The organism is Oribacterium asaccharolyticum ACB7 (assembly GCF_000238075.1).
GTDB lineage: Bacteria > Bacillota > Clostridia > Lachnospirales > Lachnospiraceae > Oribacterium > Oribacterium asaccharolyticum.
In genome coordinates this window covers 218,521-235,319 of sequence record NZ_JH414506.1, presented here as the reverse complement: position 1 = coordinate 235,319, position 16,799 = coordinate 218,521, and the positions used below count along the sequence as shown (strand labels likewise).

The 16,799-nt window shown below is 44.2% G+C and carries 15 protein-coding genes; 11 read left to right on the top strand and 4 right to left on the bottom strand.

Going from position 1 to position 16,799, the window contains the following annotated elements:
* Positions 1-40: 40 nt before the first annotated feature.
* The 4 genes from HMPREF9624_RS08855 (at position 41) to HMPREF9624_RS08840 (ending at position 3,241) form a co-directional block, all read left to right on the top strand.
* Positions 41-577 (top strand): bL17 family ribosomal protein, encoded by a 537-nt coding sequence (locus HMPREF9624_RS08855; RefSeq protein ID WP_009428214.1) that lies wholly within the window; start codon positions 41-43, stop codon positions 575-577.
* A gap of 198 nt (positions 578-775) precedes the next feature.
* Positions 776-2,056 carry an N-acetylmuramoyl-L-alanine amidase family protein gene (locus HMPREF9624_RS08850; RefSeq protein ID WP_009537459.1) on the top strand — a complete coding sequence of 427 codons (1,281 nt, stop codon included), beginning with the start codon at positions 776-778 and terminating at the stop codon, positions 2,054-2,056.
* 54 nt (positions 2,057-2,110) lie between these two features.
* On the top strand, positions 2,111-2,857 hold the full coding sequence (locus HMPREF9624_RS08845) for an SseB family protein (RefSeq protein ID WP_009537458.1): 747 nt from the start codon (positions 2,111-2,113) through the stop codon (positions 2,855-2,857).
* Between the two features lie 153 nt (positions 2,858-3,010).
* Positions 3,011-3,241: a hypothetical protein gene (locus HMPREF9624_RS08840; RefSeq protein ID WP_009429860.1), complete on the top strand. Its 231-nt coding sequence runs from the start codon at positions 3,011-3,013 to the stop codon at positions 3,239-3,241.
* Positions 3,242-3,371: 130 nt separating this feature from the next.
* Here the strand turns inward: HMPREF9624_RS08840 and HMPREF9624_RS08835 are convergent, their stop codons facing one another.
* Positions 3,372-3,542 carry a DUF362 domain-containing protein gene (locus tag HMPREF9624_RS08835; RefSeq protein WP_007156965.1) on the bottom strand — a complete coding sequence of 57 codons (171 nt, stop codon included), beginning with the start codon at positions 3,540-3,542 and terminating at the stop codon, positions 3,372-3,374.
* A gap of 152 nt (positions 3,543-3,694) precedes the next feature.
* On the opposite strand from HMPREF9624_RS08835, the gene HMPREF9624_RS08830 reads away from it, so the two are divergent.
* Positions 3,695-5,425 (top strand): ABC-F family ATP-binding cassette domain-containing protein, encoded by a 1,731-nt coding sequence (locus HMPREF9624_RS08830; protein ID WP_036595050.1) that lies wholly within the window; start codon positions 3,695-3,697, stop codon positions 5,423-5,425.
* 293 nt (positions 5,426-5,718) lie between these two features.
* On the opposite strand, the gene HMPREF9624_RS08825 is transcribed toward HMPREF9624_RS08830, so the two are convergent.
* The gene (locus HMPREF9624_RS08825; protein WP_009537456.1) at positions 5,719-7,881 is read right to left on the bottom strand and encodes a Tex family protein; all 2,163 of its coding nucleotides are present in this window, start codon (positions 7,879-7,881) and stop codon (positions 5,719-5,721) included.
* A gap of 368 nt (positions 7,882-8,249) precedes the next feature.
* Between HMPREF9624_RS08825 and HMPREF9624_RS08820 the strand changes: the two genes are divergently transcribed.
* The 6 genes from HMPREF9624_RS08820 (at position 8,250) to HMPREF9624_RS08795 (ending at position 14,980) form a co-directional block, all read left to right on the top strand.
* Positions 8,250-9,125 carry a Spy0128 family protein gene (locus HMPREF9624_RS08820; RefSeq protein ID WP_009537455.1) on the top strand — a complete coding sequence of 292 codons (876 nt, stop codon included), beginning with the start codon at positions 8,250-8,252 and terminating at the stop codon, positions 9,123-9,125.
* A 291-nt stretch (positions 9,126-9,416) separates the two neighbouring features.
* A complete protein-coding gene (locus tag HMPREF9624_RS08815) occupies positions 9,417-10,232 on the top strand; it encodes an NAD(+)/NADH kinase (protein WP_009537454.1) in 816 nt (271 codons plus the stop codon).
* Positions 10,233-10,253: 21 nt separating this feature from the next.
* Entirely contained in the window at positions 10,254-11,912 is a 1,659-nt protein-coding gene (recN, locus tag HMPREF9624_RS08810; RefSeq protein WP_009537453.1) for a DNA repair protein RecN, read from the top strand.
* A 44-nt stretch (positions 11,913-11,956) separates the two neighbouring features.
* Complete coding sequence (glgA, locus tag HMPREF9624_RS08805) at positions 11,957-13,405, top strand: glycogen synthase GlgA (protein ID WP_009537452.1); 1,449 nt, start codon at positions 11,957-11,959, stop codon at positions 13,403-13,405.
* A 13-nt stretch (positions 13,406-13,418) separates the two neighbouring features.
* Positions 13,419-13,883 (top strand): divergent PAP2 family protein, encoded by a 465-nt coding sequence (locus HMPREF9624_RS08800; RefSeq protein ID WP_009428245.1) that lies wholly within the window; start codon positions 13,419-13,421, stop codon positions 13,881-13,883.
* 95 nt (positions 13,884-13,978) lie between these two features.
* Positions 13,979-14,980 (top strand): peptidylprolyl isomerase, encoded by a 1,002-nt coding sequence (locus HMPREF9624_RS08795; RefSeq protein WP_009537450.1) that lies wholly within the window; start codon positions 13,979-13,981, stop codon positions 14,978-14,980.
* A 186-nt stretch (positions 14,981-15,166) separates the two neighbouring features.
* On the opposite strand, the gene tnpA is transcribed toward HMPREF9624_RS08795, so the two are convergent.
* Positions 15,167-15,622 (bottom strand): IS200/IS605 family transposase, encoded by a 456-nt coding sequence (gene tnpA, locus HMPREF9624_RS08790; protein ID WP_009537449.1) that lies wholly within the window; start codon positions 15,620-15,622, stop codon positions 15,167-15,169.
* A gap of 202 nt (positions 15,623-15,824) precedes the next feature.
* A complete protein-coding gene (locus HMPREF9624_RS08785) occupies positions 15,825-16,679 on the bottom strand; it encodes a DegV family protein (protein ID WP_009537448.1) in 855 nt (284 codons plus the stop codon).
* Positions 16,680-16,799: the final 120 nt, after the last annotated feature.

Sequence of the window (16,799 nt, the reverse complement as noted above, 5' to 3'; positions counted from 1 at the left end):
ACCCGATAAGACTAAAAAGCACGGATAAGGAGAAAGTAAAATGGCAATGTATAGAAAATTAGGAAAAGCTACAGCACCGAGAAAGGCTATGCTTAGATCTTTGACAACCGATGTTCTTCGCTATGGAAAGGTATTTACCACTGAGGCAAGAGCCAAGGAAGTTCGTAAGCAGGTAGAAAAGCTGATCGCCCTTGCAGTTAGAGAGAAGGATAACTACGAGATGGTTGCCGTGAAAGCAAAGGTAGCTAAGAAGGATGCTGACGGAAAGAGAGTGAAGGAAGTTGTAGACGGTAAGAAAGTTACCGTTTACGATGAAGTAGAGAAGTCCATCCAGAAGGATAAGCCCTCTCGTCTGCAGGCTCGTCGTCAGATTTTGGCGGCAACCTATGTTCCGACCGAAAGACCGGCTGCAGTGGCAGGCAGAAAGAAGAATACCAAGAAGGTAGACATCGCTAAGAAGCTTTTCGATGAAATTGCACCGAAGTATGTTGACCGCAAGGGTGGATATACCAGAATTGTTAAAGTAGGTCTTCGTAAGGGAGATGCTGCTATGGAAGTTCTTTTAGAGTTAGTATAAAGAGCTCCGACAAGTACAGAGTTACTTGTAAAAAAACGAATGAACAGATTGCAAAAAGAGCTGCGGTTTTCCGCAGCTTCTTTTATGTGCTACAATTTTATGTGTTACAAATAAGCTATTTGATTGTAAGAGAAAAGCAAGTTGATTCAGAACGGAAAAGTACTATATACTTGGCATAGATTAAGAATGGAGGAGCATATGTTAAGAAAAAAACTGGCATTTATCTTATCGATTTTTATGATACTTCTTTTTGCTGTACCGGCCATGGCAAAAGACAGTATCAGTAATATCCTTACCGTAAGCATCAAAGTGGATCAAAACTTAAGGAACCAGGAAGTCGGATCATCTTTGGGAAATATCAGTGAGTCCGATTTTACAACAGGCTCTACAGACCGATATCATGTAGAGTCCGTAGACTGGGTCAACAGCGGAAATGCGGACAATTTACAAGTGGGAAGTGAACCGAAGGTAAAACTCTACCTTGTTGCAGACAGTAAAGAGAAAAATAACGGAGATACATTGAATTATCAGTTCTTCGGGGCCTATACGGCAAACAATGTGAGAGTGACAAACGGAACTTTTGTGAGTGCAAGACGAATCAGCTCCACGGAACTGGAAGTAATCATCCAATTAAAGCCCATTACGGGAACTTATGATTCACCGGATAATTTGACTTGGTCCAATAACAGTCTTGGAAGAGCAAGCTGGACTGCGGAAAACAATACATCGGGGTATTATGAAGTAAAGCTTTTTAGAGATGGAAAACAGCTTGTAAAGATTACAACCGATGCATTAAGCCTGAACCTTTACCCCTGGATGACGGAAGAAGGACCCTATACTTTCTCCGTAAAGACCATTCCCTACACAGAGGTACAAAAGAAGGCAGGGAAATCTTCTGACGAAGTGGAGTCCGATATTTTAAGTATCAGTGAAACAAACCGCTCAAACGGGCAGGGAAAGTATAGCGAAACGCAGATTTTCGGACAGCACAAGGCGGAAAACAATACGACAATTCCTGCCACAATCGGATGGAGTCAGATTAACGGAAAGTGGTATTTCCGTTATCCGAACAGTCAGCCGGCAATCAATACCTGGATAGATTGGAATGGCAGATGGTATCATTTTAACGGACAGGGCGAAATGGAAACCGGCTGGTTTAAGAATGCATATGGAAACTGGTTCTATTTGGATAAGGTTAACGGCGATGCAAAGACCGGTTGGCAGCTTATTGACAACGTATGGTATTATTTCTTACCGGACAGCGGAGACCGTCAGTGCATGATGCTTTCTAACGGCATTTTCAAAATCGGACAGGAAAGCTATTATTTCGATGCTGCAGGCGCGATGCGCACCGGTTGGGTGGCTTTGACAATTAACGGAAAACAGGTTTATTACTATTTCCACAACAATGGTTCTATGGCAAAGAATACGACTATAGATAGCTTCCGTATCAATGAACAGGGACAGTGGGTGCAGTAGCTTTTCTTGTGTCTCGTTCTAAGCTATGTTAAAATAGCGCGGAAGGAGGAGTTCATGAACGATTTTAGAGAAAAGAAAAATGCTCGTCTGATTATGGCGATTCATGGAATACAAAATGAGGGCGGTGCGAATTGGGAAGAAAGATTAATCGATGCCCTGATTCATCATGCCGAGTTTTATGTGCCTATGCGTACAGTGGGAGAAGGCGAAGAGAAGAAGCCGGTTTTTGCTGTAGTGGAGGATAAGGATAAAAATCATTTTTATGCTCTGTTTACTTCACAGGAGAAGGTAAAAAAGTGGCCTAACAGTACGGAAGGCAGTGCTGTTCTCAGCTTTCACCAGTTGGCTTTGATGGCGCTCGATGATCCGAGGATTTCCGGATTTGTCATTGATATGAACAGCGAAAACTTTATTCTCTGGAGGAAGTTTATTGCAAATTGTATCCATGTGGAACAGGCTGAACTCATGGGTGAAGTCCCTGTAAGACCGGGAGAGGATTTGGAATTTACAGAGCCTTTGGGAGATGCGAAGGAGCTTGAAGAAGCACTTAGCGAATATATGCGGGATGATCTGAACGTCATGGCTGCCTACCTTTTAGGGGCAAAGCAGGATGGGAAGAGCTTTAATCTGTGCATTGTCAGTCATAAGGGCAGCATTCAGCCCAGTTTTGCCAATATTACCACTGTGGGCAATGATTTTTCCGGGGGTATCCCCTTTGCGGTAATGTCCAACAGGTCGAAGACTGCGGAAGATGCGATAAAGGACAGGATGCCGTTTTACAGAAGGCCATTTGTAGTATAAAAAGATATTCTGCAGATTTTTTGCAGAGATAGACAGGGAAAAAATAATTTATTTATCAAAACATATATTCTGAAAAACACTTTACAAAACAATTGTTCTGTGTTATTATCCTTTGTGTAAAAGCAAACAGGCGTTTACATAAAGGAGTGAATTATGAGAATGAATTTGAGAACTTTTGAAATATTTGTTACCTCTATCCTGGTATTTTCTTTATTCGGTATCCTGTCTATTCTTCCGGAGATACGATACATCAGTTTTGCACTTGTGCTGACCTCTCTCTTCTTCCTGTATGAGATTGAGAAGGAGTGGCAGAGAAGGAGGAAGAAGGCTGTTTTTTACAAAAAGATGGAGAGAATTATCGCAAGAAGACTTAGTGGGGAATAGAGGAATTTGTTCTTGACCCCGGGATTGACCATCAACACATTTTGTCCTATAAGCCCCTAACACACATAATGCAAAACAGGCATTAAAAAAGCTGCCCCTTTAGGGCAGCTTTTTTTTTACCGTATTATGCTTATTCTGCAGCGATAGCACCGGTGGGGCAGGGCTCTTCACAAGCGCCGCAATCGATGCAAGTATCCGGATCAACAACATACTTTGTTGGACCTTCAGAGATAGCTTCTACAGGACATACTGCTGCGCAAGCACCACAGCTTACGCACTCATCACTAACTACGTGTGCCATATTCGTTCCTCCTTAAATAATAAATAGACCAAATGACTTTACCTCCCAGTAAAGTTCCTTTCATTCTAATGCATTTTCTTTGCATTGACAAGAAATAGGCATGTTCAAAAAAAATAATAGCTTGTGCTTGGCCTATCCAGTATACTTAGAGCATGATTTTAAATGTATCCATGCTAAGTAAAGCATATGTAGGAAAGACTGTGCTGAAGGATGTATCGTTTCATCTGGAAGATAAGGAAAAAGCGGCCATTGTCGGAATTAACGGTTCAGGCAAAACAACTTTGCTCCGATGTATTCTGGGAATTGAGGAGGCAGATGAGGGGAGCATCGCATTTTCCAAAGAGAAGAAAATGGACTACCTGGCACAGCAACATGCCGATATAGAAGCGGAAAATGAGGACTACGACACCCTTTCCGGAGGGCAGAAGACAAGAAAACGCTTGGAGGAGATTTTACAGGAGAAGCCCGATCTTCTGATTTTGGACGAGCCGACAAACCACTTGGATATCGGCTCTATTCAGTGGCTGGAAAAAGTCTTAAAGCGCTATGACGGAGCAGTGCTTCTTGTTTCCCACGACCGTTATTTTTTGGATAAAATTGTGACGAAGGTGATTGACCTGGAGAGAGGCAAAGTAAGGATGTACCAGGGAAATTACAGTGCCTATGCGGAAAAGAAGAGACAGATCCGGGAAGCCGAGTGGAAGGCGTTTCAGAACCAGCAGGCGGAGATTAAGCATCAGGAAGCCGTTATTGAAAAGCTGAAGCAATTTAACCGGGAGAAGAGCATTAAGCGTGCGGAATCCCGAGAGAAGATGCTTTCGAAGGTGGAAAGACTGGAAAAGCCGGAAGAACTCGAGAATGAGATGAAGCTTCTATTCTCCCCGAGGGAAAGTTCCGGAAACGATGTTTTAATGGCAAAGGAGCTGGGAAAAAGCTATGACGGAAGGAGACTTTTTTCCCACGGGACTTTTTCTTTGCAAAGAGGGGAACATGTGGCGCTTATCGGGGACAACGGGACCGGAAAGACGACCTTACTGAAGATTTTGAACGGACTTATCCAGGCGGATGAGGGAGAGTTCCGACTGGGCTCGAAGGTGAAGATTGCTTACTATGACCAGGAGCATGCCGTGCTCCACATGGAGAAAACGCTCTTTGAGGAAATTCAGGATACCTATCCGGAGATGAACAACACGAAGGTTAGAAATGTTCTTGCGGCTTTTCTCTTCACGGGAGACGATGTGTATAAGCGGATTCAGGATCTTTCCGGAGGAGAACAGGGCAGGGTAAGTCTTGCGAAGCTTATGCTTTCCGATGCAAATTTCCTGATTTTGGATGAGCCGACGAACCACTTGGATATTCAGGGGAAGGAAGTTCTGGAGGAGGCGATTCGAAACTATGAGGGAACCGTCCTTTATGTTTCCCATGATCGTTATTTTATCAATAAGACGGCAACGAGAATTATAGAGCTCTTCTCCAATCGCTTCGATAATTACATCGGAAATTACGATTATTATATTGAAAAGAAGGAAGATGTTCGTGCCTACGGAGATTCACTGCAAAAGGATAAGATGCCTTTGGAAGCGATAGATCCGGAAGAAACACAAAGATTGGAAGAAAAGGAGAGCAAGAGGCTCGACTGGGAAAACCAGAAGGAGCTCTCCGCAAAGAGAAGAAAGTGGCAGAATGCCCTGCAAAAGGCGGAGGAAAAAATTGCCAAGCTGGAAGAGCGAAAAGAAGAGCTCACTGCCTCCATGGAAGAAGTCGGATCCGATGTCGGGCGCCTCATGGAAATCCATAGAGAGCAGGAAGCAATAGATAAAGAATTGGAAGAACAATACGCCATCTGGGAGGAGAGCTCTTTGGAGCTAGAACAGATATTGTAAAAATACTGGGGGCAGTTTTATGCAGTACAGGTCTGAAAGGGGGGTAATCTGAGCCCGCCGGTACTTGCGAAAAACAAAGGAACTGCAGTTTTTCGCTTAGTATCCGCAAGGACAAACTTTTCATCAGAAAAGTCGTCCTGTAGCAGACCAACTTCCGAAGGAAGTTGCTTTGCAAAGCAAAGTGAGCAATGGGCTACCGAGCCCATGCTCAGTCAGGGCGAGGTTAGCGAGAGCGTGCCCCAATTTCAGACCTGTACTGCATAAAAGCTTGTTTTATCTTTGCAATATCCCTCCTACTCCGCATCTTTCATACTGAGTGAAATCTTCTTCCTCTCCATATCCACGGAGAGGATTTTTACTTTCACGATATCTCCCAGCTTTACGACATCGAGGGGGTGTTTTACAAACTTTTTGGAAAGGGCGGAGATGTGTACCAAACCGTCCTGGTGCACGCCGATATCGACAAAGGCACCGAAGTCTAGGACATTTCGGACTGTACCCTCGAGAATCATCCCCTCTTTTAAATCGGAAAGCTCTAAAACATCGCTCCGTAAAACGGGCGCGGGTACATCTTCGCGGGGATCTCTCCCCGGCTTTGCAAGAGCCTCCACAATATCTTTTAAGGTAAAGCTTCCGATTTCGAGCTTTTCCTCTATCGCCTTCATGCCGCCGGGAAGGGCGGAAATCATTTTTGCAATATCCTTTCCCTTTCCTTCGGCAATGTCTTTTTCATTTAAGTTTAGAAGGGCGAGAAGCTCCTTTGTTTTCTGATAGGACTCGGGGTGCACGGAGGTTCTGTCCAGCACTTCCTTACCCTCTCGGATGCGGAGGAAGCCGGCACTTTGTTCAAAGGCCTTTGGACCGAGCTTGGCCACCTTTAACAGTTCTTTTCTACTCTTAAAAGCCCCATTTTCTTCTCTATACACTACGATATTTTTCGCGAGTGTCTTGTTGATACCGGAAATATAGGAAAGGAGGGCTGCGGACGCGGTATTTAGGTCTACACCGACGTGGTTCACGCAGTCTTCCACGGTATTGTTCAGCTGTTCCTCCAGCTTGTTCTGATTCATGTCATGCTGGTACTGCCCGACACCGATTGCCTTCGGCTCAATCTTTACAAGCTCGGCAAGCGGATCCTGAAGCCGTCTTGCCATGGAGGTTGAACTTCTTTCTCCCGTGTCAAAGTTCGGGAACTCCTCTGTTGCAAGCTTACTTGCAGAGTAGACGGAGGCGCCGGCTTCATTGACAATCACATACTGTACTTTACTCTTTGTTTCATGAATATAGTCGCTGATGACCTTTTCCGATTCACGGGAGGCTGTGCCGTTTCCCAGGGCAATGATATCCACCTTATGTTTTTCAATCAGCTTATGAATGACCGCCATGGCTTCTTTCACCTGATTTTTAGGCGGAGTAGGGTAAATGACCGTCGTGTCCAGTACCTTTCCGGTCGGATCGACCACGGCGATTTTACAGCCGGTACGGAAGCCCGGATCCCAGCCGAGCACGACCTTCCCGACAATGGGCGCCTGCATGAGAAGCTGCTTTAAATTATCTGCGAAAATGGCGATGGCACCATCCTCCGCCTTTTCGGTTAAGATATTTCGGATTTCGGTTTCGATAGAGGGAGAAATGAGTCTCTTGAAGCTGTCCAGCACAGCTTCCTGTAATAGCCTGAGATTCTCTCCCTGTAAATCCTTTCCTGCCTGCTTTTCCAGATAAGCTATAATCTCTTCCTGCGGGAAATTCAGTTTCACGCTAAGCACTTTTTCTTTTTCTCCGCGGTTTATGGCAAGCGTACGGTAGCCAGGAATGGTTTTCACCTTTTCCTCATAGTCAAAATACATCTCATAGGTCTTTGCATCGGGATTCTCCTCCGCATCCTTTTTGGAGGAGGAAATACTGCCGAGTTCCATGGTCTTATTGCGAATCCATTCCCTGTAGGAGGCATTTTCGGAAAATTCTTCCGCAAGAATGTCCTTAGCGTAATTCAAGGCTTCTTCTACGCTGTGCACCTCTTTTTCTTCGGAAAGATAGTTTTCCGCTTCCTTTACAGGATTTATGCCGGGAGTAAGTATCGCTTTTGCAAGTCCCTCTAAGCCCTTTTCTCTGGCAATCATGCCTCTGGTTCTTCTTTTCTTCTTATAGGGAAGATAGAGATCTTCCAGACGTACTGCGGTGTCTGCCGCTTCAATCTGCGCCTTTAATTCGTCGGTCAGCTTTCCCTGTTCGGCAATACTGTTTAAAATGCTTTCGCGCCGCTCCTCGAGATTCCGAAGATATTGCAGCTTTTCCTCAAGGCTGCGGAGTTCCTCGTCATTTAAACCGTGTGTCGCTTCCTTACGGTAACGCGCAATAAAGGGAACGGTATTTCCCTCGTCCAGAAGCTGTACTGCCGCTTCCACCTGCATTTTTTTAAGAGATAAATCCTCGGCTATTTTTTGGATAATGTTCATATAACTCCTTTATAGGGGGCTTGCATGCATAGAATGCAGATTGCGGTTTTCCCCGGGCTACCGCTTACAATCAGATGTTGTTTCCAATCATGTGCTGTTTCCAATCAGATGCTGTTTCCAATCATGTGCTGTTTCCAATCAGATGGTGCTTTCAATCAGATGGTGCTTTCAATCGGATGTTGCTTTCAATCAAAAACAAATCCATTATACAATAGAATAAGGTCTCCGTGTATGACCCTTATCATGAATTAAAAAATTCTTATCCCTATTCTTATAAATTAAAAATTGAAGACGATATACAAATATGATATTATTTTTAATAATTCATAGAGGAGTATAAAAAAGGGTGTTAAAGGAAGGGTAAGATCATGTTTTGCACGGTGAAAAAAAGGAAAAGAAAAGATTTTTGCAGATTCCTGATAAAGGGAATCGGTGCGGTACTCTTTCTTGTGATACTGATGTTTGTGAGGAGCGGAAATTTTTTATCGACAGTTGAGGCACAGGATGGAAGCTTTGGCTGCGGAAATTCCGTTACGGTGGAAATCTCCTTTAGCCTGGAGGTCCTCGGGAGGAATGTTCCGGAATCCGATTTCAGAGTCTATCTGGAAAGAGATGTGGAAAGCCCCAATAATCCTCTTCCCGAGCCGTTTTATTTGGATATTCACAAGGGGGCGGGAAGAGAAAAATTTTATTTTCATAAGATGAAGTTTTCAAAAGAAGGCGTGTATCGTTATTGTATTAAGCAGGAGAAACAAAACCAAGAAGGTTTTTCTTATGACGATACGGAGTATGATTTGGAAATAGAAGTTTTGAGGGCGAATATTGACCGCTACGGAAATGTGGTCCATCCTTATTTATATGCAGTCGTTACCGGAAAGAAAACAGGAGAAGAAGAGAAAGCGACGGAGCTTTCCTTTGTGAATTCTTATCAGAAAGAGGAGAGTGGAAAAGTCAATTTTCTCCCGCAAAAGCCTGCACAAACAGATGCACGGAAGGGAGTCTTTAACCGAATGGCAAAAAGAGGAGAGGGCGACGAAGGAAAACCTTTGAATGCATTTTTAAACAAGTCTGCCATGTATCTTAGAATTGCAAGAAGAAAGCTAAAGGGGGAAGGCAGCAGTATGGCTCTTTATGCAATGTCCACAGCTTTGGCAACGGGAAATGTGATTCTCTGGCTATATCGAGTGCGTTACGCAGGAGGCAAAGCTACAGGCACGAAGGATTCGAGAAAAAAAGAAAAATAAAGCTTTTTCCGCTTCTTGGTTCAGGACAGCTTGAAAATAGGCTGTTTAAGGAGAGAAAGAATCGGGAAGAGAAAAGAAGTCGCTTTTTGATTATGCATGCTCGAAAGAGCGTAAGGGATGCAGAATGAAGGAGCGACTTTTTTAAGCTCCGGATTAAAGCATATCCGATTAAGGATTAAAGCATATCCGATTAAGGAGTATAGGCAAGAGACAATTTCTCGTGTAGAATAGGGAATGTATTGTAAATGGTTTTTTATCCGAAGAATGCTATACTTAAAGAGGTTTTATCAGATGAATCTGGCGCTCATTGTGAATCAAAGTAAAGAGGATGCGGAGAGTTTTCAAAAGGTAATTGTTGAAAAACTGGAAGACTTGGGCGTTCATCCGCAATTGTTTTTGAATAAAGATTTTCAAAGAAACGATTTTAACGAAATAGATTGTATCATCACCCTGGGGGGAGACGGCACGATTCTGCATACCGCCGGAGTACTTCGCGGAATGAAGGTGCCTATTTTGGGGATTAATGCAGGACACCTCGGCTATCTTACAGAGATTCGGAAGAGAAGAGAAATTGATGAGGCTTTAAAAAGACTTTTAGCCGGAGATTATGTTGAGGATCGCCGGTCCATGCTTCTCGGGAGGGTGATACGGGGAGGCAGGGAAATTTTTTCCAGACTGGCGTTAAACGAGCTGCTCATTTCCAGGGTAAGGGGGGTTAGCATTCATCATTTTCAAGTTTTTTGTGACGGAATGGAAATGGTTCATTATTCCTCGGACGGCATCATTATTTCCACACCCACCGGTTCTACGGCCTACAATCTTTCTGCGGGGGGGCCCATCATTTCTCCGGAGGCAAAGGTCTATATCATGAATCCGATTTGTGCGCACAGCTTGAACGCCAGAGCCGTGGTTTTGGATGATCGGAGAGTGTTGGAGATTGTAATGGAGAAGGGAGACCAGGTTCTCTCATTTGACGGGGAGGAACCCTTTGAGCTGCTTTCCGGAGATAAAGTGATTATTGAAAAGGCGGAAGAGGAAACGGTACTGGTTAAGTTTTCAAGAGAGAGTTTTTTGCATACGCTTCGGGAGAAGATGTCCTTAGTCTAAGAGCGTATAGAAAGGAAAGCCATGCTTGATCGACTGATGGTAAAAGATTTGGCACTGATTGAAAAGTCTGTTGTCGAATTTGGACCCGGTCTGAATATATTGACAGGTGAAACAGGAGCCGGAAAGTCCATACTGCTCGGCTCCATTCAGCTTGCCCTGGGGCAAAAAGCCAACAAGGATATGATTCGCCACGGAAGCGAGCAGGCGCTGATCGAACTTTCCTTTTCTTTGGGAGAAGAGAAAGAAGCTGAACTGAAAGAGCTGGAGGAAGATCTGGAAATAGAAGAAGGGAGTCTGATTATCCGCAGGAAGATTTCCGAGAAAAAATCGGAAAATCGTGTAAATGATTTGTCCGTAACGCTTGCAAAGCTTCGGGAAATCAGCGGAGAACTTCTGGATTTGCATGGGCAGCATGAGCATCACAGCCTTCTGAAAGAAGGGGCACATCTTGCGATTTTGGACAGCTTTATGACAAGAAGAGGAGGACGGATTCTTTCGGAAGTAAAAGAGGCTTATGAAAATTACCGAGAGAAGAAGAAAAAGCTGGAAGCCTACTCTCTTCCGGAAGAGGAAAGAAAGAGAGAGTTGGATTTTTTGCAGTTTGAACTGGAAGAACTTTCCTCTGCCAACTTGAAACCGGGGGAAGAGGAGCAGTTAAGTAAGGACTATGCTGTCTATGAAAACAGGGATCGCTTAAAGTCTCTTCTCTTAAGGGTACAGGAAGAGTTGGCGGATCGGGATTTTCACGGTCCGGTGAAGAATCTGGAAGAGGCTGTGACTTTTGACGAAAGCTTAAAGAATGTTCTGGATACGGCTTATGAACTGGAGGCTGTCGGCGAAGATTGCTTAAGAGCGGTAGAGCATTATTTGGATCACAGCGAAATGGATGAGGAGAAATTCTTCCTTTTGGGAGAAAGACTGGATACCATTCGAAGCCTCATGATGAAATACGGGGGAACGGAAGAAAAGGCCTTGGAAGCACTTTCCAAAAAGGAAGAGAGGCTGCGTTTCTTGACGGATTATGAAAAAGAGAAAGCACTTATGGAGGAGGCTTTGGCCCGGAGCGAGGAGGAGCTTAGGGAGAAGGCGGAAAAGCTCTCCTTAGAAAGACAAAAAACGGCGAAGGAACTGGAGGAGCGCATTCAGCAGGAGATGCAGGAGCTGGGCTTCCTCGATACCCGTTTTACATTTCGCTTTGAAAAGAAAAAGGAGATTTCGGAGAAGGGTTTGGACGAGGTGGAGTCTTATGTCAGCTTAAATCCGGGAGAACCCTTGCGCCCTTTGCGAGAGGTGGGATCAGGCGGTGAGCTTTCTCGCATTATGCTGTCCATAAAGACGGTATTGGCTGATACGGATGCCATTCCTACCTTGATTTTCGATGAAATTGATACGGGAATTTCCGGGAGAACGGCGGAGAAGGTGGGAGAGAAGCTGGAGAAAATTGCAAAGAACCATCAGGTGATCTTAATTACGCACCTCCCCCAAATTGCTGCGAAGGCGGACAGACATTTTCTTATAGAGAAGAATGTGCAGGAAGGGAAAACCAAGACCGAGATTCATACGCTTAATGAGGAGGCGTCGGTAAAGGAACTCGCAAGACTCCTTGGCGGAGAAGAGCTTACGGAGGCGGCACTACAGAATGCAAGGAGCTTGAAGGCCAAGGCGAAAGAAAAGAAGTGATTTTTCGTCAGAAATGCAGACAGAAAAAGGGTAAGGAGAAGAGGATGAAAAATATTTTATTTTTAGCATCGGAAGCGGTACCTTTTATTAAAACGGGAGGCTTGGCGGACGTTGTGGGGTCACTTCCCAGAAGCATTGACAAGGCTTATTTTGATGCTAGAATTATGATTCCCAAGTACATGTGTATGCGGGAAGAGGATCGTTATAATTTAGAGTATGTCACTCATTTCTATATGGATTATCTCGGACAGTCCCGTTATGTAGGAGTACTGAAAAAAGAAGTGGATGGAATTCTCTATTATTTTATTGACAATGAATACTATTTCTCCGGAAACAGACCTTACGGAAACTGGTATTGGGATCTGGAAAAGTTCTGCTTTTTCTCCTATGCGGCACTTTCCGCCTTACCGCTCCTTGACTTTCATCCGGATGTGATTCATTGTCATGACTGGCAGACCGGTCTCGTGCCGGTTCTTTTAAAGGACCGTTTTGCAGGGGGGGAGTTTTTCCGTTCGATTCGTTCCGTGTTTACCATTCATAATCTTCGCTTCCAGGGGACCTGGGACAGAAAGACGATACAACGCTTTACAGAGCTTTCCGACTATTATTTTACGCCGGATAAGTTGGAATACAAGAAGGACGGAAACCTCCTAAAGGGAGGCCTTGTCTATGCGGACGCCATTACGACGGTGAGTAAGACCTATGCCAAAGAGATTCAGACGGAGTTCTACGGAGAAGGTCTGGAAGGGCTTCTGCAGGCACGAGACAGAGATTTGCGCGGCATCGTAAACGGCATTGACTACGATATCTGGAATCCAAAGAGAGATCCCTATTTGCCATACCCTTATGATAAGGTCAGTGTCCATAAAGAAAAGGCAAAGAATAAGACCGCCTTACAGGAGAGTCTGGGCCTCTCCGTTTCGGAGGACACGATGTTGATTTCCATCATATCCAGGTTGACAGACCAGAAGGGGCTGGATTTGATCGAGCGAGTCTTTGATGAACTTTGTCAGGACGCCGTACAGTTTGTTATTTTGGGAACAGGAGAGGATCGTTATGAAAATCTCTTCCGCTATTTTGCTTGGAAATACCCGGATAGAGTTTCCGCACAAATTTATTATTCGGAAGAAATCAGTCACCGCATCTATGCGGGAAGTGATGCTTTCCTGATGCCTTCCTTGTTTGAGCCCTGCGGTCTGTCTCAGTTGATTTCACTCCGTTACGGTACGATTCCCATTGTCCGGGAAACAGGCGGCTTGCGGGATACGGTAGAGCCTTATAATGAATATGAGAAAAAGGGAACAGGATTTTCCTTTGCAAACTATAACGCACATGAGATGATGGCAAGCGTTCGTTATGCAGAGAGAATTTACTATGATGATAAACGTTCCTGGAGAGGAATTATCAATCGGGCCATGAAGAAAGATTTTTCCTGGAAGAGCTCAGCCCTGCAATATCAGGAGCTCTATGATTGGCTGGTGGAAAGGAACTAGGATGCATTTTTTTATGGAACAGCTTTTGTCCAATTATCCGCTCATGTCGGCAGTCTTGGCCTGGTTTGTTGCCCAGGTCATTAAAACGGCAATAGACGCTTATTTTAATAAGGGCATTAATTGGGAAAGAATGACGGGGTCGGGCGGTATGCCCTCCAGCCACTCTTCAACGGTAGTATCTCTGGCTATTGCAACCGGAATATCCTATGGAGTGGATAGTACCCTTTTTGCGATAGCTCTGATTTTTGCCATTGTCGTAATGTATGATGCGACAGGTGTTCGCAGGGAGACCGGAAAGCAGGCTGTCATTTTAAATCGTTTGCTTTTGGATAATCCCTTTTCCTGGACGGGAAAAGAGTTTGAGAAGAAACTGAAGGAGTATGTCGGACACAGCCCATTTCAAGTCTTGATGGGAGCTATTCTCGGCATTCTTATTGCGGTGATTATGGCCTATGTCTACGGTCTTATTATGATTTGACACGGGTGTTGAAAAGAGATAAGACATTTGCTTATACAGTCTGCTTTAAGTAAAAGAAGGAGAGCGGAAAAAGCGAAGAGGAGAAGTAAGGGAAGATGAAGGAGTGCTTTGGCTTGGGAGTTAAGGGAGAATTTTTTCTGAAACAGAAAAGGTCTTTTTGCGTTATTCTGATTCTTCTTTTCTCGTTTATCCTGGTTTCCTGTAAGGGAATTGCGATAAGCGGAAAGACGGAGAATGTTCCGGGCTATACGAAGCAGCAGGCTATGCTGGTACTGGGGTCGGAAAGAAACCGCTATCAGAATATTCTGGGAAAAGAAATATGGAATTTGCCGATCAGCGGACAGATTCAAAAGACCTATGGAGCGTATTTTATAGAAAAAAATAAGGAATTTCTGCAGGATATCCGCACTTTGAACCTTCTTGCGGAGGAAAAAGGCATACTTCCGAACTCGACCGAGATGGACAGCATTCGGAAGGCGGCGACGAAGTTTTACGGAGCACTAACGCCGGAGGACAAGAGCTTCTTCGGTGACTGTACGGAAAAAGATGTAGTGGATATGTATGTAGCCTATTTCACGGCAGAAAAAACGGCTGAGTCCCTCCTTTCTTCCGTGGATACGGAGCTGAGTGCGGCTGAGTCCAAGGTAATCAGCATAGAGCAAATTGTTCTGAGCAATGAAGATACGGCGAAAGACCTTCTGGAAAAGGTGAGGGCGCAGGGCGCTAATTTCAGCTACTATGCCAGACAATATTCAGAGGATCCGGAGATTCTGAAGCAACTTTCTTTTGGAGAAAAGGAAGATCAATATTATGAAGTTGCCTTTTCTTTACAGAATAACGAGATTTCGGACATTATTTCGGAAAATGGAAAGTATTACATCCTGCATTGCATCAATTCCTACGATGAGGAGGCAACAAGGGACAGGAAGGAACGCCTGGAGAATTCTATCCGGGTTCTGCGCTTTAATGAAAGCTACGACGCTTATCAGAAAGAACATATTGTGCGTTTTCGCGAGCCTTTTTGGAAAGAGATTGATTTGAAGGAAGGAGAGGGGAGCACCGCGGATTTCTTTTTTTCGGTTTATCAGGAATCATAACCACCCGTCAAACGGGTGGTTTGCTCGGGGGCTATAAGCCCCTGTTACTGGGCCAGCGTCTAAAGGCGCTGGCTTTCATTTTTGGCTATGGTAAGTTTGCTTTCGCCTACTTCCCACAGCCCCATTCAAGCCTTATTGCTTTTGACTCGTCGCTACCCCATAAAGGGGTATGGTTACTACTTCACTTTAACCCTTAAAAGGGTCTTCATATTCTTTAACACTAAGTTTATCCATGGCTATATCATGTTTTTCTTGATCTTGTATATACTTTTTTATTGTGGCTTCATTTAGTCCAACTGTACTGACATAATAGCCTTCGGCCCAGAAATGCCTGTTCCCAAACTTATATTTAAGGTTTGCGTGTTTATCAAATATCATTAACGCACTCTTTCCCTTTAAATAGCCCATAAATGATGAGATACTAATCTTAGGTGGAATACTAACCAAAATATGTATATGATCAGGCATTAAATGTCCCTCTATTATCTCTACACCTTTATATCTACACAACTGCGCTATTATATCCCGTATATCCGCCTTGTATTGATAATATATTATTTTTCGCCTATACTTCGGTGTGAAGACAATATGATATTTACACATCCATTTGGTATGTGCCAATGCATATTCTTTCTTCGCCATAAATCACCTTCCTTTTCTGCAATATAGCTTGAACAACTTTATTGTATTAGGAAAGGTGATTTTTGTATAACAAGTGTTTCCCACCCGCATAGCGGGTGGTTTTTTGTATCAGAGCTAACATTTTTCAAATGTCAGCTCTGATACTGGCTAAAGTCCATTAAAATATGTAAAAGTGGAGCAATAAAGCTTGCTCCACTTTTTTTTACAGGGCAACTACAATTCCCTTGTCATTGGCATAAATTGTTGCGACACCCATGGCATTGGTGATGATAATTTCTTTAAAACTTGCCAGCTTCTCGAAGTCGGCTTTCACCTGCTCGGCTCTTTCCGGCGCATTGACATGGGTAATCACCAGTCGTTTCCTTTTTGTGGCTTCGGGTCCGCCGGCTCTTTCTACTGCGAGCTCCACCATTTTTCGAAGGGCCTTTTGCATGCCTCTTTGCTGGCCGAGCTGGACGATGGTGCCGTCCACTGCACCCATGACGGGCTTAATGTTTAAGGCACTTGCCAAGAAAGATTTTATCCCGGTAAGACGTCCGTTTTTCCGCAAGGTATCCAGACTTTCCAGAACAAAGAGGGTGTTGATATCGGAGCAGGCTTTCTCAATGGTATCAACCACTTCCTCGAACGGTTTACCGGCTTCTTTTAATTCCTGAATATCCAGACAAAGCTTGCATTCTCCTGCACTTGCGGATAGAGAATTGAAGATGTGAATCTTCTTCTCCCCTTTCTTGCCATTCTCTTCATATAAGCTTTGGCCGATTTTGGCAGCCTGAAAAGTGCCGGACAGAGAATCGGAAATCGTGACGATATAGACTTCGTCGGCATCCGACTCCTCAATGGCTTTTTGGAAAGCTTCCGGGGAAGGACAGGCGGTCTTGGGGCCTACAGGAGAAGCATTTACCCTCTGAATAAAATCCAACTGGTCAAAATGCTCATCATCCAAAATGGAATAGGAGCCAATTTCCAGAGTGAGCGGTACAGTCTTAAAAACAGGATTTCGTTTCATCTCCTCTGTAAAGTCTCCACAGCTGTCTGCGATGATTTGATAGGACATAGCGTAGCCTCTTTCTGCATCAGGAAATCTGATTTCTAATAAAATTGCATACAATGTAGTTCTTAAAACTACATGGAAATTATACTTACTGGAATAAGGGAATGTCAAGCTATCCTTGAC